This window comes from Streptomyces marispadix, assembly GCF_022524345.1.
Taxonomy (GTDB): Bacteria; Actinomycetota; Actinomycetes; order Streptomycetales; family Streptomycetaceae; genus Streptomyces; species Streptomyces marispadix.
This window is the reverse complement of sequence record NZ_JAKWJU010000002.1, coordinates 5,694,246-5,715,538: the sequence shown is the minus strand read 5'-3', so window position 1 is coordinate 5,715,538 and position 21,293 is coordinate 5,694,246. Positions and strand designations below refer to the sequence as shown.

The 21,293-nt window shown below is 71.5% G+C and carries 15 protein-coding genes and 1 pseudogene; 5 read left to right on the top strand and 11 right to left on the bottom strand.

Annotated elements, in window-relative coordinates:
• Positions 1-265 precede the first annotated feature (265 nt).
• On the top strand, positions 266-1,354 hold the full coding sequence (locus MMA15_RS23790) for an endonuclease/exonuclease/phosphatase family protein (protein WP_372498294.1): 1,089 nt from the start codon (positions 266-268) through the stop codon (positions 1,352-1,354).
• Between the two features lie 109 nt (positions 1,355-1,463).
• On the opposite strand, the gene MMA15_RS23785 is transcribed toward MMA15_RS23790, so the two are convergent.
• Positions 1,464-3,359 (bottom strand): helix-turn-helix domain-containing protein, encoded by a 1,896-nt coding sequence (locus tag MMA15_RS23785; protein WP_241062174.1) that lies wholly within the window; start codon positions 3,357-3,359, stop codon positions 1,464-1,466.
• A 339-nt stretch (positions 3,360-3,698) separates the two neighbouring features.
• Between MMA15_RS23785 and MMA15_RS23780 the strand changes: the two genes are divergently transcribed.
• Positions 3,699-4,787, top strand: a complete 1,089-nt coding sequence (locus tag MMA15_RS23780) for an ArsR/SmtB family transcription factor (protein ID WP_241062173.1) — start codon at positions 3,699-3,701, stop codon at positions 4,785-4,787.
• A 164-nt stretch (positions 4,788-4,951) separates the two neighbouring features.
• Here the strand turns inward: MMA15_RS23780 and MMA15_RS23775 are convergent, their stop codons facing one another.
• From MMA15_RS23775 to MMA15_RS23755, 5 genes and pseudogenes are all read right to left on the bottom strand, one after another.
• The gene (locus MMA15_RS23775; protein ID WP_241062172.1) at positions 4,952-6,223 is read right to left on the bottom strand and encodes an XdhC family protein; all 1,272 of its coding nucleotides are present in this window, start codon (positions 6,221-6,223) and stop codon (positions 4,952-4,954) included.
• A gap of 126 nt (positions 6,224-6,349) precedes the next feature.
• Entirely contained in the window at positions 6,350-7,837 is a 1,488-nt protein-coding gene (locus tag MMA15_RS23770; protein ID WP_241062170.1) for an NCS2 family permease, read from the bottom strand.
• 150 nt (positions 7,838-7,987) lie between these two features.
• Positions 7,988-10,432 carry a xanthine dehydrogenase subunit D gene (gene pucD, locus MMA15_RS23765; RefSeq protein WP_241062168.1) on the bottom strand — a complete coding sequence of 815 codons (2,445 nt, stop codon included), beginning with the start codon at positions 10,430-10,432 and terminating at the stop codon, positions 7,988-7,990.
• A 91-nt stretch (positions 10,433-10,523) separates the two neighbouring features.
• Positions 10,524-11,129 (bottom strand): annotated as a pseudogene (locus MMA15_RS23760) ((2Fe-2S)-binding protein); the annotation flags it as partial.
• Positions 11,120-12,043 carry an FAD binding domain-containing protein gene (locus MMA15_RS23755; protein WP_241062161.1) on the bottom strand — a complete coding sequence of 308 codons (924 nt, stop codon included), beginning with the start codon at positions 12,041-12,043 and terminating at the stop codon, positions 11,120-11,122. The gene MMA15_RS23755 and the pseudogene MMA15_RS23760, both read right to left, overlap by 10 nt.
• A gap of 426 nt (positions 12,044-12,469) precedes the next feature.
• Between MMA15_RS23755 and MMA15_RS23750 the strand changes: the two genes are divergently transcribed.
• Complete coding sequence (locus MMA15_RS23750) at positions 12,470-14,332, top strand: PucR family transcriptional regulator (RefSeq protein ID WP_241062160.1); 1,863 nt, start codon at positions 12,470-12,472, stop codon at positions 14,330-14,332.
• A gap of 146 nt (positions 14,333-14,478) precedes the next feature.
• Here the strand turns inward: MMA15_RS23750 and dnaK are convergent, their stop codons facing one another.
• A complete protein-coding gene (gene dnaK, locus MMA15_RS23745; RefSeq protein ID WP_241062158.1) occupies positions 14,479-16,365 on the bottom strand; it encodes a molecular chaperone DnaK in 1,887 nt (628 codons plus the stop codon).
• Between the two features lie 391 nt (positions 16,366-16,756).
• Here dnaK and MMA15_RS23740 point away from each other — a divergent pair, with 391 nt between their 5' ends.
• Positions 16,757-17,248 carry a DUF2975 domain-containing protein gene (locus MMA15_RS23740; protein WP_241062156.1) on the top strand — a complete coding sequence of 164 codons (492 nt, stop codon included), beginning with the start codon at positions 16,757-16,759 and terminating at the stop codon, positions 17,246-17,248.
• The gene (locus MMA15_RS23735) at positions 17,248-17,469 is read left to right on the top strand and encodes a helix-turn-helix domain-containing protein (protein WP_241062155.1); all 222 of its coding nucleotides are present in this window, start codon (positions 17,248-17,250) and stop codon (positions 17,467-17,469) included. The genes MMA15_RS23740 and MMA15_RS23735 overlap by 1 nt, the downstream gene beginning before the upstream one ends.
• Before the next feature lie 43 nt (positions 17,470-17,512).
• Here the strand turns inward: MMA15_RS23735 and MMA15_RS23730 are convergent, their stop codons facing one another.
• The 4 genes from MMA15_RS23730 to MMA15_RS23715 form a co-directional block, all read right to left on the bottom strand.
• Positions 17,513-18,658, bottom strand: coding sequence for a M20 family metallopeptidase (locus MMA15_RS23730; protein ID WP_241062154.1), 1,146 nt, complete (start codon positions 18,656-18,658; stop codon positions 17,513-17,515).
• Positions 18,651-19,319, bottom strand: a complete 669-nt coding sequence (locus MMA15_RS23725) for a DUF1028 domain-containing protein (protein WP_241062153.1) — start codon at positions 19,317-19,319, stop codon at positions 18,651-18,653. Before MMA15_RS23725 ends, MMA15_RS23730 begins: the two co-directional genes overlap by 8 nt.
• Entirely contained in the window at positions 19,316-19,732 is a 417-nt protein-coding gene (locus tag MMA15_RS23720; RefSeq protein ID WP_241062148.1) for a RidA family protein, read from the bottom strand. Before MMA15_RS23720 ends, MMA15_RS23725 begins: the two co-directional genes overlap by 4 nt.
• Positions 19,733-19,881: 149 nt before the next feature.
• Complete coding sequence (locus MMA15_RS23715; RefSeq protein ID WP_241062146.1) at positions 19,882-21,147, bottom strand: flavin-containing monooxygenase; 1,266 nt, start codon at positions 21,145-21,147, stop codon at positions 19,882-19,884.
• Positions 21,148-21,293 lie beyond the last annotated feature (146 nt).

The following is a 21,293-nucleotide window of genomic DNA, read 5'->3' as shown; positions in this document are numbered from 1 at the left end:
TATCCCTCGCTCCTGCCTCGCCCGTGCGCACCGTGTGCGGGGCCTGTACGGAGACAGACACCCGCCTGGCCTGGAACTCATCGCACGGAACGCCCCTCACCAAGCGAAAAGGGGGCAAGCTCACCCGCTCTTGCGAAGCCTGTGAGGGGACTTCTTGACGGTCGCGCGACCACGTACGGCAGGTCTCGTCGGGAAGTGCGCGGACGAAGAAAAGATCAGGAGGACGCGCGCCCGAAGACGCGTGCGATAAGGCACCATCAGGAATGTGTTGACGGGGGACCGGAACCATCGCATCAGGCGGGGCGGCGGCCGCGGCACGGTGACGGGGCATCCGCTCCAGCCCGCTCCTCGGCCCGTCCGCCCCCGCTATGAGCGTGTACGGCGCGAACAGGCACCGCGGCGGACGCGCCGCGGTCCCCTGTCCTGGTTCGTGTGGCTGGTGCTGATCGTGCTGAGCGTGCCGCTCACCTTCCGCGGCATGGACGACGACGGACCCACCCCCATCGCTCAACTCCTCGCCTTTCTCCCCTGGTTCCTCGTGCCGGGGTGGCTGGCCCTGCTCTACGCCGTGCTGACCCGGCGCGGGCTGGTGGCGCTCTGGGCGATCGCCGTGCTGGCCGCGACCGTCGGATACACCCTGCCCCAGGGTCCGGACGCTCCGGCGGGCGCGGCAGAGCGCACCGGCAAGGCACGCTTCCGTGTGCTGACGGCGAATCTCCGCTACGGCGACGCGACCGAGTCGCTGCTGAAGACGCTGCGCCGGGAGCGCCCGCAGATCGTCTCGGTGCAGGAGTGCGACAGCCGGTGCGTGCGGGCGCTGCGCGACGTGCGGATGAGCGAGTCGTATCCCTACCGGCACATCATCGAGGGCGACGGGGCGAGCGGTTCGGCGCTGCTGAGCACGTTCCCGCTGAAGCGGCAGGGCGCCCTGCCGGGGCGTCTGGCCATGCCGAACGCCGTCGCCGACATCGCCGGGACCAGCGTACGGGTGCAGGTGGCGCACCCGATGCCGCCCAAGCCGGACGCACTGAGCAGTTGGCGCGCGGAACTGGGCGCGCTCCGCTCTTACGGCGCCTCACGCGGCGGCACCCCGACGATCGTCGCGGGAGACTTCAACTCGTCGCAGGACCACGCCGCTTTCCGTGCCGTGCTCCGTACGGGGCTGAACGACTCCGCGCGCCTCACGGGGCAGTCCCGCACGCCGACGTGGCCCGATCACACGCCGCTGCGGCCGATGGGCGCGCAGATCGACCACATCCTGGTCAGCGATCCGCTGACGGCGGTCGAAGCGCAGTTCGTCGACCTCGACGGCTCTGACCATCTCGCGGTGCTGGCGGACATCAAGCTCTTCTGAGTCCGCCGGGCACGGCCTTCGCACGCCCGGCCCCGGACGGCCGGCTGGGTCCCGGACGGCCAACCAGGGCTCGGGCGCGCGTACTTCGGCTCGAACGGGGCGGCCCGTGTCACCCCTCGCCGCCCTTGCGGTGCTCGACCAGTACCGGCTCCTCTCCGAAACCGAGCCGTGCTCCCGCCCGCGCCCGCTCGTCGGTGCCGTCCAAGTGCCGCACGAGATGCGCGTCTTCGGCGAGTACCGTGGCCGCGCGTCCGCGTGCGGTCCAGAAGACGTCGAGGCGTTCGCCGTGACGCTCGAAGCGGCAGGTGTACGCGCCGTCCGCGAGCCCCATCGCCTCGCCCTTGCCGCAGCCGGAGACGCGTGCGTCCGCGAGCCGTTCGTAGAGCCGCTCCATGCGCAGCCCGGCCTCCGTGGGACGCCCCGCGACGGGCTGCACCACGAGGGGCACGCCGGTGCTGCCCCAGCTGTAGAAGTACATGCGGCGCACGCCCGAGTGGTGGCCGTAGAGCCCCGCCAGATAGAAGCGCACCGCGTAGTCGCGGGCCCGGCGGGCGTCGAGTGGCGGGGCGACGGCGATGTCCCGGTCGGTGCCGGTGTTCCACAGCGGGATGTCGGCGACGCCCTCCTCGTAGAGCAAGTCCCGTACGGTGCGCGCCAGTTCGATGATCTCCTCGGGCGGCCCCGTGGCCTTGCGGGGCGCCAGTTTCAGCGCCGCGGCGTCGCAGCTTCCGAACGCGCCCGTACGCGCGAAGCTCCGCAGCCGCTCCCTCCCCTCCTTCGTCCAAAGCCGCCCGAACGACGGGCAGGCGACCAGCGCGGACGGGTCGGCCCGGCGGATGATGCGGGATGCGCGCTCGACCATCTCGGAGAGCGTGGAGAGGCTTCCCGCGTAGTGCAGTCGGTGACTCGGGTAGTCCCACAGCTCGTAGGAGTCGATGCGGCCCTTGTAGCGCTCGGCGACCTTCTTCACGAAGTGGTCCCAGTCCGCGAGGTCTCGGGGCGGCGAGGCGAGCGAATCCTCGTAGCCGCTTCTACGGGCGTGCGGCGGGCCCGCCCACAGCGGAGTACCGGAAAGAGTGAACAGGACCGGCAGTCCTTTGCGTTGGGCACTGCTGACCATCCGGTCCGCGGTCGACCAGTCGTAGTCGCGGCGGTGCGGCTCGATCGAGCCCCAGCGCGTCTCGCTGTCCCACAGCCGTACGGAGCCCGTACGGAAGCCGGGCATGCGACCGGTGTCCGTGTTCAGCGTGAGACCGAAGAACTTTGGGGACACACCGCGTGGCTTCACCGTCCAGTCGGGGCCTTCGAGTCGCTGACCCCCGGATGACTTGCCGCGCGCCTCCGGGCGCACGGCGGTGCCGGGGCCGGGCCCCGCGCCGTCGAGGTACGGAGCGGAGACGGTCACGGCGTACGAGACGACGGCCAGTACGGCCAGCAACGTCACCCCACGCAGCCATGAACGGGAACGTACGGCACGCGGGCGAGGCGCCTCGGCGGCGGTCAGGCGGCCGTGGCCCGGAGCGCCGCCAGCGCCGGTGCCGGTGCCGGGTGGCGGTGCCTCGGCTAAGGCCCGGCGCGCGGACGTCGGGGCCGCCTTCGAGGCAGGGGCCGTGGCCGCCGAGACAGCAGGGCCGGACCCGGCTCCCGCCCCCTGCGCGGCTCCCGTAGCGGATTCGGCGTCCCTCGCGGTGCCGCCGGGGTCCGCCACCTCCTCCACGAGCTCCCGCGCTTGCCCCGCCACCGGCTCTCCCACCGACACGGAGCGCCGCCACGCCCGGTAGAGGCGGTCCACCTCCTGGTCGTCCGCCCCGCAGGCACGCGCGACGGCCTCGACCGTGCCGAACGTGCCCGGCACGGTCAGCCCCTGGCAGTAGCGGTGCACTGACGAGCGGCTCAGGCCGGTGCGGTGGGCGAGCGCCGCATAGCTGCGACCGCTGCGCAGCTTGAGCGCCTCCAGCTCCTCCCCCAGCCCCGCCGGAACGGAACGGTCTCTTTCCGTCGACATTCTCGCGGTCCCCCTTCTGCGTTCCCCCCGGTCCGCATCCCGCTGGGACGGTTTTCCAACTCGTCCCACTTCCACGGAAATTAGCAGCTCACGCGGGGCTCGTCGTCCCGTTGTCCCAAGCGGGGGCTTTCCCCTTGCCATGGGAGGAGCAGGCACAGCAAGGTCGTTCACGGCCGCCTGCGCCGGTGTCCACGGCTGAACGTCACCCACGTCAGCACGTCCGCGATACGTCCGCGGTACGAGCGATCTACGTCCGATGTACGTCCGTGAACACCGGCGAACCGCGCACGGGGGGCGAGCGCGGCGAGCGGCGAACACGCTGAGAAATCGGGGGGATTCATGCTGCGTGTGCACTTCACCGCTGGGGACTTGGCCCGTACGAGGGTCGCCGACGGGCCTGATCCGCTGTGGGAGGCGGTCTTGAGCCTGCATCAGCTCCAGGAGCGCAACCGGGAGGCACCGCTCGACGACTGGCGCCGCCATGTGCTGCAAGGCGCCGCCCCGTCGCTGCGGCTGCTGCTGCCGCTCGTGCCGGCCCGCGGCTACTTCCCCGACTTCCTCACGCCCGCGGAGGGACTGGAGGGGTTCGAGGCAGGGCTGGACTCGCTGCTGTCCACGCCGCGCTCCCAACTGCGCGGCCAGTTGGAGAGGTTGAGCGCCGGCAGGACTCCGAGCGCGTGGGTGCGCTCCGTCGCGGAAGGATCGGCGCCCGCGCTGCACCGCCTGGGCGACGCGCTGCGCGACTACCGGCGTACGGCGTTCGGCTCGTCGTGGCAGCAGGTCCGCTCGGGCATCGAGGCGGACCGCGGCTGGCGTGCCCGCGTCCAGTGGTACGGCGGCACCCAGGCCATGCTGCGGACGTTCGGGCCGCGCATGCGCTGGAGGCCGCCGGTGCTGGAGTGCGACTACCCCGCCGACTACGACGTGTGGCTGGAAGGCAGGGGACTGCTGCTGATCCCCTCCTACTTCTGCCGCCGTACACCTGTCGCGCTGGCCGATCCGGCGCTGCCGCCGACGCTGGTGTATCCCGCGCGGACGCCTGCCCGTACGGGCCGTACGGGACTCCGCGAAGCCGGTTCGACCGGCGACGAGACGGCCGCGCACCTCGCACGGCTCCTCGGGCACACGAGGGCGGCGGTGCTCCAGTCCGTCGGCGGCGACTGCACCACGACCGAACTCGCCCGGCGGGCAGGGGTGTCGGTCTCCTCCGCCAGCGAGCACGCCGCCGTGCTGCGCGGCGCGGGGCTGCTCACGAGCAGCCGGGAGCGCAACGCGGTACGGCACACGCTCACACCCGTCGGCCTTGCGCTGCTCGAAGGGCGGCCCGCGGCCGTGATACCGGCGCCCGGCGGCGCGGCGGCGGGTGTGCTCCGGTCAGTCCCCGCGGCGGCCCTCTCAGCGGCCGGGGCCGCCGCGGGGACGTCGTAAGGGGCGCCGTGCGGGTGGTCGTGAAAGGCCGCCGCAAGAGGGCGTCGCGGCTGCGTCGCCGGAGAGGCACCGGCTTGTGACGGCTGACAGGCGACGGATGACGGATGACGGATGACAGAGAACGTCTTCTGTCATCCGTCACCTGTCGTGTGTCATCGGTCCCTTCAGACGGTCCGCGACTCCCGCGCTCGGGCCGCCTCCCCGCCGGTTCCGGTGCCGGTGCCCGCGTCTACTTCCGCTTCCGGCCCGGCCTCCGGACCGGCCTCCGCGAGGGTGCCCCTCTCACGGTGGATCGGCGTGTGCGCACCCGTGAGCGGGACGCCGGTGCCTCCGTGCCGTACCGCGACGATCTCCGCGGCGATCGACAGCGCCGTCTCCTCGGGCGTACGCGCGCCCAGGTCGAGGCCGATCGGCGAGTGCAGCCGCGCCAGTTCGGCCTCGCCCATGCCCGCCTCGCGCAGCTTCTCCAGCCTGGCCAGATGGGTGCGGCGCGAGCCCATGGCGCCCACATAGGCGACGGGCAGCCGCAGCGCCCGCTCCAGCAGCGGCACGTCGAACTTGGCGTCGTGCGTCAGCACGCACACGACCGTACGGGCGTCCAGCTCCTGGGAGTCGAGATAGCGATGCGGCCACTCGACCACGACCTCGTCCGCGTCGGGGAAGCGGGCGGCGGTGGCGAAGACCGGGCGGGCGTCGCACACCGTGACCCGGTAGCCGAGGAACGCGCCCACGCGTGCCAGCGCGCCCGCGAAGTCGATCGCGCCGAAGACGAGCATCCGTGGCGGCGGCGCGCTCGATTCGACGAGCAGCGTCACGGCGGGCCCGCACAGCGGATCGCCCTCGCCCGCGGCGCCCGGACCGCCCGATCCGGGCGGCCCGCCCTCGGTGCCGGTCTCGACGGTGGCGGTACGGCCCGCGTCCAGCAGGGCGCGGGTCTGCGCGGCGGCGGAGGCGTCGAGCGCCGGTGAGCCGCCGAGGGTGCCGGACGCCTCGCCGCCGGCCGGGACGTACATCGCACCGCCCAGCAGCTCCTCCGGCCCCTCGACGACCCGGGTGAACGCGACGGCCGCGCCCTCGGCGGCAGCGGCGACCGCCGCCGCGTACACCGGGTAGGCGCCGGTGCCCGCCCGTACCGGAGTGACGAGCACGTCGATGACGCCTCCGCAGGTGAGGCCCACGGCGAAGGCGTCCTCGTCGCTGTATCCGAAGCGCTGGACCTCGCTCTGCCCGGAGGCCAGCGCCTCCTGGCAAAGCTCGTACACCGCGCCCTCGACACAGCCGCCGGAGACGCTGCCGACGGCTTCGCCGTCCGCGTCCACGGCGAGCGCGGCACCCGGCGGCCGGGGCGCGCTGCCGCTCACCGCGACGACGGTGGCGACGGCGAAGTCGCGCCGGTCCTCGCACCAGCGGTGCAGTTCGGCGGCGATGTCGAGCATCGGTGGCTCCTCACGGGCATCGGTCTGCGGGCCTCGACGGTGTACGGCCTTCGGTCAACGCGCTTGGCGGACCGGGGATTCCGGGGTTCACACCTCGATATTCACCCCGGTTCGGCGGTCATGCCGTCACCCCGCCCCGAGCCATCCTTCGAGCGGGCTCAGCGCGAAGTACAGCAGGAACACCGCGGCCAGTCCCCACATCAGGGGCCCCACCTCCCGCCACCTCCCCTGGGCCGCCTTGATCACGACGTAGGAGATGCTTCCAGCGGCGATGCCCGCGGTGATCGAGTACGTGAAGGGCATCAGAACCATCGTCAGGAACACCGGCACCGTGGTGGCGACGTCGTTCCAGTCGATGTGGCGTGCGTTGGTCATCATCATCGAGCCGATGACGACGAGCGCCGCCGCGGCCACCTGGGTGGGGATGATCTGCGCGAGCGGCGTGAAGAACAGGCAGAGCGTGAAGCCGAGTCCGGTGACGACGCTGGCCAGGCCCGTACGGGCGCCGTCCCCGACCCCGGCCGTCGACTCCACGAAGACGGTCTGCCCCGAGGCGCCGGTGACGCCTCCGGCGACTCCGCCCGCGCCGTCGATCGCCAGTGCCTTGTTCAGTCCCGGCATGCGCCCGTCGGCGTCGGCGAGACCGGCCTGCTGCCCGATGCCGATGATCGTGCCGATGGCGTCGAAGAAGCCCGCGAGTACGAGCGTGAAGACGATGACGCCGACGGAGACGGCGCCGACGTCGGCCATGCCGTCGAAGGAGACCTTGCCGAACAGGCCGAAGTCGGGCGTGCTCACGATGCTCCCGGAGACCTCCGGCGCGTTCCGCCCGCCCCAGTCCTTCTTCTCCAGGCCCGCGAAGTGGTGCACGAGGCCCGCGACGACCGTGCCGCCGACGATGCCGGTGAGGATCGCGCCGGGCACCCGCCGTACCTGGAGCACGAAGACGAGCAGCAGCGTGACCGCGAAGCACAGCACGGGCCAGCCGGTGAGCATGTCGTGGGTGCCGAGCTGTACCGGCTTGGCGCCCGCGACGCCGCCGGGACCGGGCATGCCGGTCACGAAACCGGCCTGCACCAGTCCGATGAGGGTGACGAACAGGCCGATTCCCATGGTGATGGCGTGCTTCATCGCGAGCGGTATGGCGTCCATGATCAGCCGCCGCAGTCCCGTGACGACGAGCAGGATGATCACCGCGCCGTATACGACGCACATCCCGAACGCGTTCGCCCACGTCATCTGCGGCGCGACCTGGTAGGCGAGCACCGCGGAGACACTCAGCCCGGCGGCCAGCGCCAGCGGCACATTGCCGAGCACGCCCATCACCAGGGTGGTGACGGCGGCGGCGAAGGCGGTCGCGGTGGTGACCTGGCCGCCGTCGAGGGTGGCCTTCTCCACGTCCGGCACGGAGAGGATCACCGGGTTGAGCAGCACGATGTAGGCCATCGCCATGAACGTCGTGGCGCCGCCGCGTACCTCACGAGCGAAGGTCGAACCGCGCTGCGATATCCGGAAGTAGCGGTCGAGCAGCGATCGCGGGCCGGTGCGCGCTCCGCCGGCGGCGGGTCCGGCACCCGGCGCGGGCTCGCGGGTTTCTGTCTGCGACTGGGGCATGGTCTGCGTCTCCCAAGTTTCGTCGGGGCACCCCGAAGTGCCGTGGCACAGCGGGGATTTGGGATGCACGACCCGGGGGACGGCCCGAGACGAGAGGAAGGTGCCGTGCGTACGGCGGCGCACGTGCCGGGCGCCGCCGTACGCGGACGGCTATGGCACGTCGGTGCCGGTCAGATGCTCTGGACGGACCGGCACCCTGTTGAGGGCGAGACCGGTCGCGTCACGGATCGCGGCGACGACTGCCGGGGTCGAGGAGAGCGTCGGCGCCTCGCCGACTCCGCGCAGCCCGTACGGGGCGTGCTCGTCGGCGAGTTCGAGGACGTCCACCGGGATTGCCGGGGTGTCCAGGATGGTCGGGATCAGATAGTCGGTGAACGAGGGGTTGCGTACCTTCCCGCCGGGGTCGACGAGGATCTCCTCCATGACGGCCAGGCCGAGGCCCTGTGTCGTACCGCCCTGGATCTGGCCGACGGTCGACAGCGGGTTGAGCGCCTTGCCGACGTCCTGTGCGCAGGCGAGTTCGACGACCTTCACCAGGCCGAGTTCGGTGTCGACCTCGACGACGGCACGGTGCGCGGCGAAGGAGTACTGGACGTGGCCGAAGCCCTGTCCGGTCTTCAGATCGAACGGCTCGGTCGGCCGGTGCCTGAAGACCACCTCCTCCTCGACGGCTTCGGCGCCGAGGACGTCGGCGAGCGCGGCGAGCACCTCGCCGCCGTCGGTGACCACCTTGCCGCCCTCCAGCAGCAGCCGGCCGCCGTCGGCCCACGCGGGGTGCTGCCCCGCGTACTTCTCACGCCCGAGCCGCAGCACCTTCTCGCGTACGGCCTCGCACGCCTTCTTCACGGCGCCGCCCGTCATATAGGTCTGCCGGGAGGCGGACGTCGAACCGGCCGAGCCGACCTGGGTGTCGGCAGGCAGGATGCTCACTCCGGAGACGCCCAGTTCGGTGCGTGCGATCTGCGCGTGCACCGTGACGCCGCCCTGCCCGACCTCGGCCATCGCGGTGTGCACGACGGCCACGGGCTCTCCGCCCATCGACTCCAGGCGCACACGGGCCGTGGAGTAGTCGTCGAAGCCCTCGGAGAAGCCGACGTTCTTGATGCCGACGGCGTAGCCGACGCCGCGCACGACGCCCTCGCCGTGAGTGGTGTTCGACAGGCCGCCGGGCAGGGCCCGTACGTCGACTCCTGTGGTGCCGGTGCCTGCCGTTGTGCCGTCGCCCGCCGTGCCGGAGCCGTCCAGGCTCTCCCACTGGCGCTCCGGCGGCATCGGCATCGCCTTCACGCGGCGGAGGATCTCCGCGACCGGCGCCGGTGAGTCGACCTGCTGCCCGGTCGGCAGCAGCGAGCCTTGCGACATGGCGTTCCGCTGCCTCAACTCGACGGGGTCCATGCCGAGTTCGGCCGCGAGACGGTCCATCTGCGCCTCGTAGGCGAAACACGCCTGTACGGCGCCGAAGCCGCGCATCGCGCCGCACGGAGGGTTGTTGGTGTAGAGGCCGAGCGCTTCGAGTTCGACGTTCTCCACCTCGTAGGGGCCTACGCCCAGCGACGCGGCGTTGCCGACCACGGCCGGGGACGACGAGGCGTACGCACCGCCGTCCAGCACGATGCGGCCCTTCATATAGACCAGCTTGCCGTCGCGGTCCGCGCCGTGTTCGTAGGTGAGCTTGGCGGGATGGCGGTGAACGTGCCCGAAGAAGGACTCGTAGCGGTTGTAGACGATCTTCACGGGCTTGCCGGTGGCCATCGCCAGCAGGCACGCGTGCGCCTGCATCGACAAGTCCTCGCGTGCGCCGAACGCGCCGCCGACGCCCGAGAGCGTCAGCCGCACCTTCTCCGCGGGCAGTCCGAGTACGGGCGCGAGCTGGTCGCGGTCGACGTGCAGCCACTGCGTGGCGATGTACAGGTCGACGCCGCCGTCCTCGGCGGGCACCGCGAGTCCTGACTCCGGCCCGAGGAACGCCTGGTCCTGCATTCCGACTTCGTACTCGCCGCGCACCACGACGTCGGCCTTCGCCCTCGCCGCCGCGACGTCGCCGCGCACGATGGGCTGGCGGTGGACGATGTTGGGGTGCGCCACATGGGGTGCGTGATGGTCGTCGCGGCCGGGGTGCAGCACGGGTGCGTCCGGTGCGGTCGCGCTCGACTCGTCGTGTACGGGCGGCAGTTCGGCGTACTCGACGCGGATCTTCGCGGCGGCGCGGCGTGCGGTCTCGGGGTGGTCGGCGGCGACGATGGCGACGGCCTCGCCGTGGTAGCGCACCCGGTCCTTCGCCAGCACCGGCTGGTCGCGGATCTCCAGCCCGTAGTGCGTGGCGGCGGGCAGGTCGTCGTGGGTGAGGACGCTGTAGACGCCGGGGGTCTTCAGCGCCTCCGCGATGTCCACGGAGCGGATCTCGGCGTGCGGGTGGGGACTGCGCAGGGTGCAGCCCCACAGCATGTCCTCGTGCCACAGGTCGGAGGCGTAGGCGAACTCGCCGGTGACCTTCAGCGTCCCGTCGGGGCGCAGAGTGGACTCGCCGATACCGCCCTTGGTGGGGGTGCCCTGGTTGAGCGCGGTGGGGACGCGGGTGGGGCTGGCTCCGGGCATCTCAGGCCACCTCCCCGTTCCCTGCGGATCGGGACCCGCCCTGGCTCCCGCCTTGCCGGGCGCCGTGTCGAGGACCCTTCGCCGTGACTGCGGCGTCTTCCGTACGGGCTGCCGCGAGCCGTACGGCGTCGAGGATCTTCTCGTAGCCGGTGCAGCGGCACAGGTTCCCGGACAGCGCCTCACGGATGTCGGCGTCGGAGGGCTGCGCGTTGCGCTCGACCAACTCGTCGGCGGCGACGAGCAGACCCGGTGTGCAGAAGCCGCACTGGACGGCGCCCGCGTCGATGAACGCCTGCTGCATGGGCGAGAGCGGAACGTCGGCGTCGGGGCCGGGCGACGGCTCCCACCGCTGCTCGTCGACGGCGGACACGGCCGCCGGCGCGGCGGCGGCGCCGGCCGGCCCGGCGGAACCGCCGGATGCCGCGCCTGACGCGCCGGCGGTGCGCTGCCGCGCGTACTCGGCGAGCCCTTCCACGGTCACCACGTCCCGGCCCTGCACCTGACCCGCGGCCACGAGGCACGCGCACACGGACTCGCCGTCGAGCCGCACCGTGCAGGAGCCGCATTCGCCTTGCTCACAGGCGTTCTTGGAGCCGGGCAGGCCCATGCGTTCACGCAGTACGTAGAGCAGCGACTCGCCCTCCCACACGTCGTCGGCCTCGTGCCGCCTTCCGTTGACGGTGAATGTCACGCGCATCGCGAGCCTCCTTCGTCGTTTCCGGCGCCGTGGCCCGCCGCTGACGGGCCGCCGTCCCGGTAGGCGTCCCAGACCCAGCCGAGGGTCCGGCGGGCCATCACGCCGACGGCGTGCCTGCGGTAGGCGGCGCTGCCTCGTACGTCGTCGATGGGGCTGCACGCCGCGGAGCACAGCCCGGCGAACTTCTTGGCCACGGACGCCGGTACGGACCCGCCGCTCTCCCAGAGCCCCTCCTCCTCCAGGGCGGCGCCCAGGAAGTCCTCGGCGGCCGTGGCACGGAAGGGAGTCGGCCCGGCGGAGCCGACGGCGGCCCGCACGGCGCGGGTCCGCGGATGCAGCGCCACGGAGAAGCCGCACACCGCGATGACCATGGCGTTGCGGGTGCCGATCTTGGAGAACTGCTGCGGCCCGCTCGCCTTCCTGACGTGCACCCGCTTGATCAGCTCGTCGTCGGCGAGCGCGTTCCGCTTGACCCCGGTGAAGAACTCCTCGACGGGGATACGGCGTGAGCCGCGTACCGACTCGGCCTCGACCTCCGCACCGGCGGTCAGCAGCGGAGGGTGGGAGTCGCCCGCGGGCGAGGCGGCGCCGAGGTTGCCGCCGACGCTGCCGCGGTTGCGGATCTGCGGGGAGCCGACGGTGTGCGCGGCGAGCGCGAGTCCGGGCAGTTCACGGCGCAGGTTCTCGATGATCCTCGTGTACGGGACGCAGGCGCCGAGCGCGACCTCCTCCTCGCCGGTCTCCCAGTCGTACAGCTCGGTGATCCGGTTGAGGTCCAGAAGCTGTTCGGGGCGGCGCTGGTCGAAGTTGATCTCGACCATGACGTCTGTGCCGCCCGCGATGGGCACGGCGGCGGGGTGCTCCGCCTTCGCGGCGAGCGCATCCTCCCACCGGGCGGGACGCAGGAAGTCCATGGGCTCCTCTTGATTCGTTCGCGCGGCTTGCTCAGTTCGCTCGGCTTGCTCGGGTTCTTCAGGTTGCCCGTCTTGCTCGGTCCGGCGGCGTACGCGGGTGCGCCGTGCCGAACGCAGAGGCCCGCACAGGGGCCTGAGAGACCGGCTCCGGTCGCGGGCAGGCCCTGCCGCGGGCGATGTCCGTTCAGTACATCCGGGCATCACTTGCCAGGGGCAGTCACCGAAACCATGAAGGTCTTGCCTCCCGACCCCGGCCTTCTTGTAGATTCGCACGAACGCCGCGGAGCTGATTTCTCGCGGCATCACACGGCCCGCGCGGGCACGGGCGCACGGGGACACGGGGACACGGATCGGCGTGGCCACGGTCGCCCGGGTACCGCGGACCTCGGGCCACTCCCTCACATCCCGGAACGGCGGCGAAAGACCATGCGTCTCCGCGCACTCCTGGAGACCGGCACCCTCGGTCTGCACCTCCTCACAGGAGAGGACGGGCTGGACCGCGCGGTGCGGGGCGTCATGACCACCGATCTGCGCGACCCGAGCCGCTATCTCTCCGGCGGCGAACTGGTGCTGACCGGCCTGGCCTGGTACCGGAATCCGGAGGACGCCGAGCCCTTCGTACGCATCCTCGCGGGCGCCGGTGTGACGGGACTGGCCGCGGGCGAGGCCGAGTTCGGACTGGTGCCGGAGTCCCTGGTGACGGCCTGCGCGGAGCACCGGATGCCGCTGTTCGCCGTCACGGAGGACGTGGCCTTCGCGACGGTCACCGAACATGTCCTGCGGCAGGTCTCCACGGGGCGGGCGGGAGACCTCGCGGCCGTCGTGGACCGGCACCGGCGGATGATGTCGCCCGGCCCGGCGGGCGGCGGCCCCGACGTCGTACTCGACCTGCTCGGCTCGGACCTGGACCTGCGGGCGTGGGTCCTGTCCGTGACGGGCCGTACGGTCGCGGGCGCGGGCTCGGAACCCACCTCGGGATCGGGAACGGCGACGGGGAAGGGAACGGGAGCGGGGCCCGCCGGGGGCTCGGGCCCGAACCCGGCCGGGAACCCGGGCGCCGGTGCCCTGCCCCCCGAAGTGCGCTCACGCCTCGCGGGCGAGCACCTCGCGGCCGTACGCCGGGGCAGGCCCTGGCACGAGGGCGGGCGCCCCGCGTCCGGCCCGGGCGCACCGTCCGGTCAGGGCTCGCCGCTCGCCCGGCGCCCGCACCGGGTCGACGCCGGCGGCACGACGTATTCACTCTTCCCGGTGCACGAAGGGGCCGAAGGGCCCGCACTCGCCGACTGGTTCCTCGCCGTGGAGGACGACGCCGGCGACTGGCCCGAGGAACGGCTCGACCTGCTGCACGGCGTCACCCAGCTCATAGCCGTCGAACGCGACCGCCGCGACGCGGCCCGCACCGTACGCCGCCGCCTCGCCACCGAGGTGCTGGAGCTGCTGCACACCGGCGCCCCGCCCGCGGAGATCGGCGCACGGCTGCGGGTAGCGGCACCGGTGCTGCTGCCCGGACTGGGCAGCGCGCCGCACTGGCAGGTCGTCGTCGCACGCCTCGACGGCTCGCCGCACCCCGACGGGCCCGGATGCCGGTCGCTGCTGGAGGAGATCCTGCTCGATCCGCGTGCCACCGGTGTGGAGACGGCCGACCGTGCGGCGGTCACCGACACGGGCAGCGAAGCCGTCGCCCTCGTACCGCTTCCGTCGCTCCCGCCCGACCGCGGCGCGTCCGCCGCACGCGGCACCGCCGACAGCCACGGCGCCGCCGACGCCTCATCCGCTACGGCCTCCCGCCGGCACGGCCTGGACGCGGGCGCCCTCCTGGCCGCCGTACAAGATCCGCTGTCCGCCGGCCTCACCGGCGACGAACGCCTCACCCTCGGCGTCAGCGCCACCGTCCACTCCGCCGACAGGCTGCACGGCGCACTCGAAGAGGCCCGTCACGCAAGGCGGGTGGCCGCGGCCCGCGAGGGACGCGTATGCGCGGCCGGGCACGAGGAACTGGCTTCGCATGTGCTGCTGCTTCCGTTCGTGCCGGACGACGTGCGCCGCGCCTTCACGGCCCGGCTGCTGGCACCGCTTCGCGAGTACGACCGCCGCCACCGGGCGGAACTCCTCCCCACGCTCTCCGCGTTCCTCGACGCCGACGGCTCCTGGACCCGATGCGCGGACGGCCTCCACCTCCACGTCAACACCCTCCGCTACCGCATAGGCCGCATCGAACAGCTCACGGGACGCGACCTGTCCCGCCTGGAGGACAAGCTCGACTTCTTCCTTGCGCTGCGCCTGAGTTGAGCGACCGCGGCCGGACCGCACCTTCGAGACCGCCGGCAGGTCCGTGCACCTGTCGCCTCAGTGGCCCACGAGGCCGCGCACCCGGCGCGGCACGCGGTAGCGGGGCCGCCCCACGTTCGCGGCGTCTCCGCCGTGGCGCCGGAGAATCACGCGGCGTCGCCCTTCTGCTCGTCGCTCTCGTCGTCGACGACCTCGGCGTCCACGACGTCCTCCTCCTCGGCCCCGGAAGAGCCCTCGGCGGCGGGTCCGGGCCCCTGGGCTCCCGCTCCTGCCGCGCTCTCCGTCCCGGCCTCGGCGTACATCGCCTGCCCCATCTTCTGGCTGACCGTGGCGAGTTGCTCGCTCGCGCTGCGGACCGCGGCCGTGTCCTCGGACTTGAGCCTCTCCTTCAGGTCGGCGAGTGCGGTGTCCACCTCGGACCTGGTCTCCGCGGGGATCTTGTCTCCGCTGTCCGCGAGGAACCTCTCCGTCGTGTAGACGAGTTGCTCGGCCTGGTTGCGGATCTCGGCGTCCTCCCGCCTGCTGCGGTCCTCCTCGGCGTGCTGCTCGGCCTCGCGCATCATGCGGTCGATCTCGTCCTTCGGCAGGCTGGAGCCGCCGGTGACCTGCATCTTCTGCTCCCGGCCCGTGCCCTGGTCGCGGGCGGAGACATGCATGATGCCGTTCGCGTCGATGTCGAAGGCGACCTCGATGTGCGGGACTCCGCGCGGCGCCGGCGGCAGTCCGGTCAGCTCGAAGACGCCGAGCTTCTTGTTGTACGCCGCGATCTCGCGCTCTCCCTGGTAGACCTGCACGGTCACGGAGGGCTGGTTGTCCTCGGCCGTGGTGAAGACCTCCGAACGCCTCGTGGGAATCGTCGTGTTGCGTTCGATCAGCTTGGTCATGACGCCGCCCTTGGTCTCGATGCCGAGGGAGAGCGGTGTGACGTCCAGCAGCAGCACGTCCTTGACCTCGCCCTTGATCACACCTGCCTGGAGGGCGGCTCCGATGGCCACGACCTCGTCGGGGTTGACGCCCTTGTGCGGCTCCTTGCCGGTGAGGGCCTTCACCAGGTCCGTCACCGCGGGCATCCGGGTCGAGCCGCCGACCAGGATCACATGGTCTACGTCGGACACCTCGATGCCGGCGTCCTCCACCGCGGTGTGGAACGGGGCCTTGCAGCGTTCCAGCAGATCGTCGGTGAGCTGCTCGAAGCGGGCCCGGGTGAGCGTCTCGTCGAGGTGGAGGGGGCCCTCGTCCGAGGCCGTGATGTAGGGCAGGTTCACGGTGGTCTCGGTGGCGGCAGACAGCTCGATCTTCGCCTTCTCGGCGGCCTCACGAAGCCGCTGCACGGCCATCTTGTCCTTGGACAGATCGACGCCGTAGCCGTTCTTGAACTGCGTCACGAGATGGTCGACGATCCGCTGGTCCCAGTCGTCCCCGCCGAGCCCGGTGTCTCCGGAGGTGGACTTGACCTCGACGACGCCCTCGCCGATCTCCAGCAGCGAGACGTCGAACGTCCCGCCTCCCAGGTCGAAGACGAGGACCGTCTGGTCGTTCTCCTTGTCCAGGCCGTACGCGAGGGCGGCGGACGTCGGCTCGTTGATGATCCGCAGCACGTTGAGACCGGCGATCTCGCCCGCTTCCTTGGTCGCCGTGCGCTGCGAGTCGTTGAAGTGCGCGGGCACCGTGACGACCGCGTCCGTCACGTCCTCGCCCAGGTACTCCTCGGCGTCACGCTTCAGCTTCTGGAGCACACGTGCGGAGATCTCCTGCGCGGTGTAGCGGCTGCCGTCCACACTTCCGGACGCGGGAAAGCGCCACTCCGGGTCTCCCATATGGCGCTTGACCGACCGTGCCGTGCGTTCGACGTTCGTCACGGCCTGCCGCTTGGCCACCTCGCCGACGAGCACCTCACCGCCCTTGGCGAACGCCACCACGGACGGTGTCGTACGCGCCCCTTCCACGTTGGGGACGACGGTGGGTTCACCGCCCTCCAGGACGGACACCACGGAATTGGTCGTACCAAGGTCGAGACCGACTGCGCGGGCCACCTCGACTCACCTCTCCTCCATGACCGCCGAGCGAGCGGCGGCGCCCGTTGCACGCCCCCCACAGGCACGGCAGGGGCCGACCGGGCTGACACTTCGCCCTGCCGCCCGCTGCCGGAGGCCGGACGAACGCCCACTGCGCCGGGTGAAAAGTCGTTGCCATCCGTCGAGGGCCGGGTGTCCGCTCCTGGGCGCACAAACCTGGCCAGTCCCCAGGAGCGTCCTCAGGAGCCGACGGGGGGGCGCCAGGTACGCGGGGCACAGCATGTGCCGGCGCCGTCGGGCGGCGGCGCCCTGCCACGGCGCGAGTCGGCCGCCCATCGTCCGTCCCACCCCTTGCCTCATCTATCGAAACTCGATAGGTTCCCATCGCGATTCGATGGAGGGATGGGCCATGGGAAAGCTGACAGTGGGTGCGCTGCGCACCGTGCTCGTGGTGGTGCTCACCGGCTCCGTGTTCGTACAGGCACTGATGGTGTGGGCGTTGGTCAGCGGCAACGACCCTGAGGACGGGTCGCTCCCCCTGACCCCGCTGCGCGTGATCACGATCCTGGGCATCGGGACCGTCCAGGTCGTCGGGGTCTGCGTATGGCGGCTGGTGACGATGGTGCGACGCGGCACCGTGTTCTCCCACGCCGCCTTCCGCTACGTCGACGTCGTGATCGGCGCGATCGTGGCGGCTGCCCTCGTGTGGTTCGCGGTCACGGCCCTCAACGCGCCCGGCCAGCGGGCCGACCCTGGCGTCACCCTCATCATGGGCGGCGTCGGCGTCGGCATCCTGGGAGTCGCGCTCATCGTGCTCGTGCTGCGGATGCTCCTCGCCCAGGCCGTCGCACGCGACGTCCAAGCCGCGCAGATGCAGGCCGAGTTGGACGAGGTGATCTGATGCCGATCGCCGTAGACATCGACGTGATGCTGGCCAGACGGAAGATGTCCGTCGGCGAGCTCTCGGACCGCGTCGGGATCACGCCCGCCAACCTGGCCGTACTCAAGAACGGACGCGCCAAGGCGGTGCGCTTCGCGACGCTCGCCGCGCTCTGCGAGGCGCTCAGGTGCCAGCCGGGCGACCTGCTGCGCTGGGAGGCCGAGGACATGTCCCGGACTTAGTCCGCGCCGGCCAGGACGCCGAGGGACACCTGGTCGTGTCCGCTCAGGACATCCAGCCCTGTGCCAGGTCGACCGCCGTCCACGCAAGGGCCGTCGCACCATCGCTCAGGGTCCGCGAGGCGACTTCGCCGATGCAGTGATCGGCGAACTCCCTCTGGTGATTGAGCACCGGAAAGCAGCCGAGACCGATGTAGGGGTGGATGGCGGGGACGACCTGCGAGACGTTGCCCATGTCCGTCGAGGCGCGGCACATCTGCGTCTCCGGACCCTCGGTGACGAACTCGCGCCCCAACTCGACGGCGTTCTGCTCGTACAACGCCAACGCCGGCTCGTGAGTGCGGAAGTCGGAATACGGCTGCGACTCCGGTTCGATCTCCACGTCGCACCCCGTGGCCAGCGCGCCCGCCTCGAAACAGCGGCGCACCTTCTCCTCGGTCTCGGCGAGTTCGGCCATGTCCTCCGCGCGCACGTACCAACGTCCCGCCGTCGACTGCGGGATGGCGTTCGGCGCCTCGCCGCCCGAGGTGACGATGCCGTGCACACGCACGCTGGGCGGCAACTGCTGGCGCAGCAGTCCGATCGCGACCTGCGCGATGGTGAACGCGTCCGCGGCGTTTCTTCCATGGGTCGGGTACGCGGCCGCGTGCGCCGCCTTGCCCGTGTAGCGGACCGCCGAGTGCGACACGGCGAAGGGCACGGCGCGAGCGACGTCCACGGGAGCCGGGTGGGCCATCATCGCGAAGTCGAGGCCCTCGAACGCGCCGCGGTCGAGCATCTCGATCTTGCCGCCGCCGCCCTCCTCGGCAGGGGTGCCGAAGACCTCGACGGTGATTCCGAGTTCGTCTGCCCGCGGGGCGAGAGCGATCGCCGCGCCTACGGACATCGCCGAGATGAGATTGTGGCCGCACGCATGCCCGATGCCCGGCAACGCGTCGTACTCGGCCATGTAGCCGATCCGCCTCGTGCCCGACCCGAACCGGGCGTGAAGGGCGGTGGGCAGGCCGACGAAGTCCTCCGTGACGTCGAAGCCGTACCGGCGCAGGACCTCCGCCACCTTCTTGGCGGACTCGACCTCGTTCCACGCCGTCTCGGGATTGCGGTGCAAGTACTCGGACAGCGCGATCAGTTCGCCGTGGACACTCTCGACGTCGTCCTGGACGCGCTTCTTCGCCTCGCTCGTCTCACTCATCGCCGGGCACCCCGTATGCCGGGGCCGTGCGGGGGTCGACGCCGCGCGTCACGTAGTCACGGCGCTGCGGCAGCCACATCTCGAGCAGCGCCTCCAGGTCGGAGACCGGGGTCTCGCTCCAGTCGACGCGCAGGTCGGTCTCGCGCCACCCGGCGTCGCGGACGACCGCGAGTCCGGCCGAGTGGAGGTCGCCGGCTTCGCCTCCGGCAGCCAGACCGGCCTTCAGCGCTGTGAGCAGCCGCTGCTCGAACTCGCCGGTGGCGGACTGGAATTGCCTCAGGACGGCGTCGACGACGCCGGTGTTGTCGAGCAGGTTGCCGACCGCCACGGCGTGCTCCGACGTCCGCGAGTGGTGGACGCCGAGTGTCCGCTCGCCGGAGTGGACGGCGGGAGCGTCCTGCGCCCCGATGACCGCCAACTGACGGTAGGCCGTGGTGCCGTCGTGCTCGCGGAGCCTTGCCAGCGCCTCGTCGGCCGAGTCGCCCTCGGCGAGCCTGTCGAGGAGCCAGTCACCGAACCGGGGGTCGGTGATGTTCTGGGAGGCCACGACGCCCACGCCGCAGCGAAGGTGGAGGCATCGCGCGGCCACACAGGGAGAGGACGACGTGACCGCCATTCCGAAGGCGCCGGAGTCGTCCCTGGCCAAGATGGAGAAAGTCATGCACGCTCCCCGAGAACGGCCGTGGCGTCGATCTCTACGAGCCACTCGGGGCGGGCGAGCGCCTGTACGACGATGCCGGTCGATACGGGGTGGACGCCCTTGAGCCAACGCCCCATCACGCGGTAGACGCTCTCGCGGTAGCGGATGTCGGTGAGGTAGACGACGACCTTCACGATGTCCTGAAGCTCACCGCCGGCCTCCTCCAGCAGCATGGCGATGTTCGACATCGCCTTCTCCGCCTGGGCCTCGACGTCGCCGATGCCGACGCTCTCGCGGGTTTCGAGGTCCTGACCGATCTGACCCCGCAGATATACGACGCCACCGGCGACGACGGCCTGGCACAGGTCGTTGTCGAGGTTCTGCTCGGGGTAGGTGTCCTTGGTGTTGAACGTACGGATCCTCGTGTGCTTCACAGAGTTCCCCAATCTTCGAGAGCTCGCGCCGGTCTACAGGGCGCGGCAAGGGCCCCAAGTGCCGTTCGGGGCCCCGGAATCGAAGCCGTCGGACGGTGCGTCGGCGGGACGGAGTGCCGTCCCGGAGGCGCCTCGGCGGGCGGGTCCGGTCACGCTGTCGCAGGCGCCTCCATCGAGCCGTAGGCGCGGTAGGAGCGGCGGATCATGATGTGGTCGGCGAGGAATCTCGCGTCGTGCCAGACACCCCAGATGAAGCTTGATCCCCGCCGTGACTGCCACGGCAGCCCGAGGAAGAAGACGCCGGGCTCGGATGAGATGCCACGCCGGTGCCGCGGTCGCCCTTTCTCGTCGAACGCGTCGACCTTCAGCCAGCCGTAGTCCTGTGTGAAGCCCGTGGCCCAGACGATCGAGGCGATGCCCGCCTCGGCGAGGTCGAGTTCGAGCAGGGGGTCCGTCACGCACCGCGGGTCGGCCCGCAGACGGTGCGCCTCCGGCTCCTCGGGCAGGTCGAGGCCGTTGCGCTCGATGTAGGCGTCGGCCTCCTGAAGCAGTGACAGGTAGTTGGCGTCGCCCTGGACGATGTTCTGCTTGAGGTCCGAGGCGAACCGGATCTTGCCGTCCTCGTAGGACTCGGCCGTCCCGACCAGCGTGATGCCGTCCTCGGCGAGGTCGCGGAAGTCCACTGTGTGGCCGCCCCGGGCTCCACTGACCGCGATGGTGACGTGCTCGGCGCCCTGGGGCGGCGTTGCCGCCTCCCACTTGTTGAGGACGCCGAGCCACCAGACGAAGTCACGGCCGCGGTAGCGTCGCGGGGGCCGGTCGTGCGGGCCGACGGCGAGGTAGACCTCGCGCCCGGACCGGCGCAGTTCGTCCGCGATCTGCACACCGGAGGACCCGGCCCCTATGACGAGGACGGCCCCTTCGGGTAGCTGCCGCGGATTGCGGTAGCCGCCGGAGTGGATCTGGTGGATGCGGGCCGCCTCGGGTATGACGTCCGGGATCACCGGCTTCTGGAAGGGCCCCGTCGCGGCCACGACGTAGCGGGCGTCGATGGTGCCCTCCGACGTCGCCACACGGAAGCCGGGCTCTCCGATGTTCTTGGTCACGGAGGTCACCTCGACCCCGGTGCGGATCGGAGCGTCGATCTTCTCCGCGTACTCCGCCAGATAGGCCGCCACCTCTTCCTTGGTGGGAAAGGCGTCGGGGTCGCAGTGGAATTCCAGGTTCGGGAAACGGTCGTGCCACGCCGGGCCGTTGGCCACGAGGGAATCCCAACGGGAAGTCCGCCACCGCTCGGCGACGCGGTCGCGCTCCAGGACGATGTGCGGGACACCGTAGTTGCCGAGGTGCTCGCTCATCGCGATCCCCGCCTGGCCCCCGCCCACGACGAGGACTTCCGTCGCTGTGCTCGACATCCGTACGTACCTCCGCTGGATTTCATCTGTTGCACCGCCGCTCGGCGACTCGTCCGGGAGAACTCACTCCGGGTCGCCACCGGCGACGGCACAGGCGAGGTGGAGTGAGGAATGCCTCCCGTCCTGGCCTGCCGGCTGTCGCGGGC

What these genes read in the sequence shown, in the direction of transcription:
- MMA15_RS23775 (WP_241062172.1), bottom strand. Translation starts at nt 6,223, where the DNA reads ATGCTCGACATCGCCGCCGAACTGCACCGCTGGTGCGAGGACCGGCGC.
- MMA15_RS23755 (WP_241062161.1), bottom strand. Translation starts at nt 12,043, where the DNA reads ATGGACTTCCTGCGTCCCGCCCGGTGGGAGGATGCGCTCGCCGCGAAG.
- MMA15_RS23750 (WP_241062160.1), top strand. Translation starts at nt 12,470, where the DNA reads ATGCGTCTCCGCGCACTCCTGGAGACCGGCACCCTCGGTCTGCACCTC.
- MMA15_RS23730 (WP_241062154.1), bottom strand. Translation starts at nt 18,658, where the DNA reads ATGAGTGAGACGAGCGAGGCGAAGAAGCGCGTCCAGGACGACGTCGAG.
- MMA15_RS23725 (WP_241062153.1), bottom strand. Translation starts at nt 19,319, where the DNA reads ATGACTTTCTCCATCTTGGCCAGGGACGACTCCGGCGCCTTCGGAATG.
- MMA15_RS23780 (WP_241062173.1), top strand. Translation starts at nt 3,699, where the DNA reads ATGCTGCGTGTGCACTTCACCGCTGGGGACTTGGCCCGTACGAGGGTC.
- MMA15_RS23740 (WP_241062156.1), top strand. Translation starts at nt 16,757, where the DNA reads ATGGGAAAGCTGACAGTGGGTGCGCTGCGCACCGTGCTCGTGGTGGTG.
- pucD (WP_241062168.1), bottom strand. Translation starts at nt 10,432, where the DNA reads ATGCCCGGAGCCAGCCCCACCCGCGTCCCCACCGCGCTCAACCAGGGC.
- MMA15_RS23735 (WP_241062155.1), top strand. Translation starts at nt 17,248, where the DNA reads ATGCCGATCGCCGTAGACATCGACGTGATGCTGGCCAGACGGAAGATG.
- MMA15_RS23715 (WP_241062146.1), bottom strand. Translation starts at nt 21,147, where the DNA reads ATGTCGAGCACAGCGACGGAAGTCCTCGTCGTGGGCGGGGGCCAGGCG.
- MMA15_RS23785 (WP_241062174.1), bottom strand. Translation starts at nt 3,359, where the DNA reads ATGTCGACGGAAAGAGACCGTTCCGTTCCGGCGGGGCTGGGGGAGGAG.
- MMA15_RS23770 (WP_241062170.1), bottom strand. Translation starts at nt 7,837, where the DNA reads ATGCCCCAGTCGCAGACAGAAACCCGCGAGCCCGCGCCGGGTGCCGGA.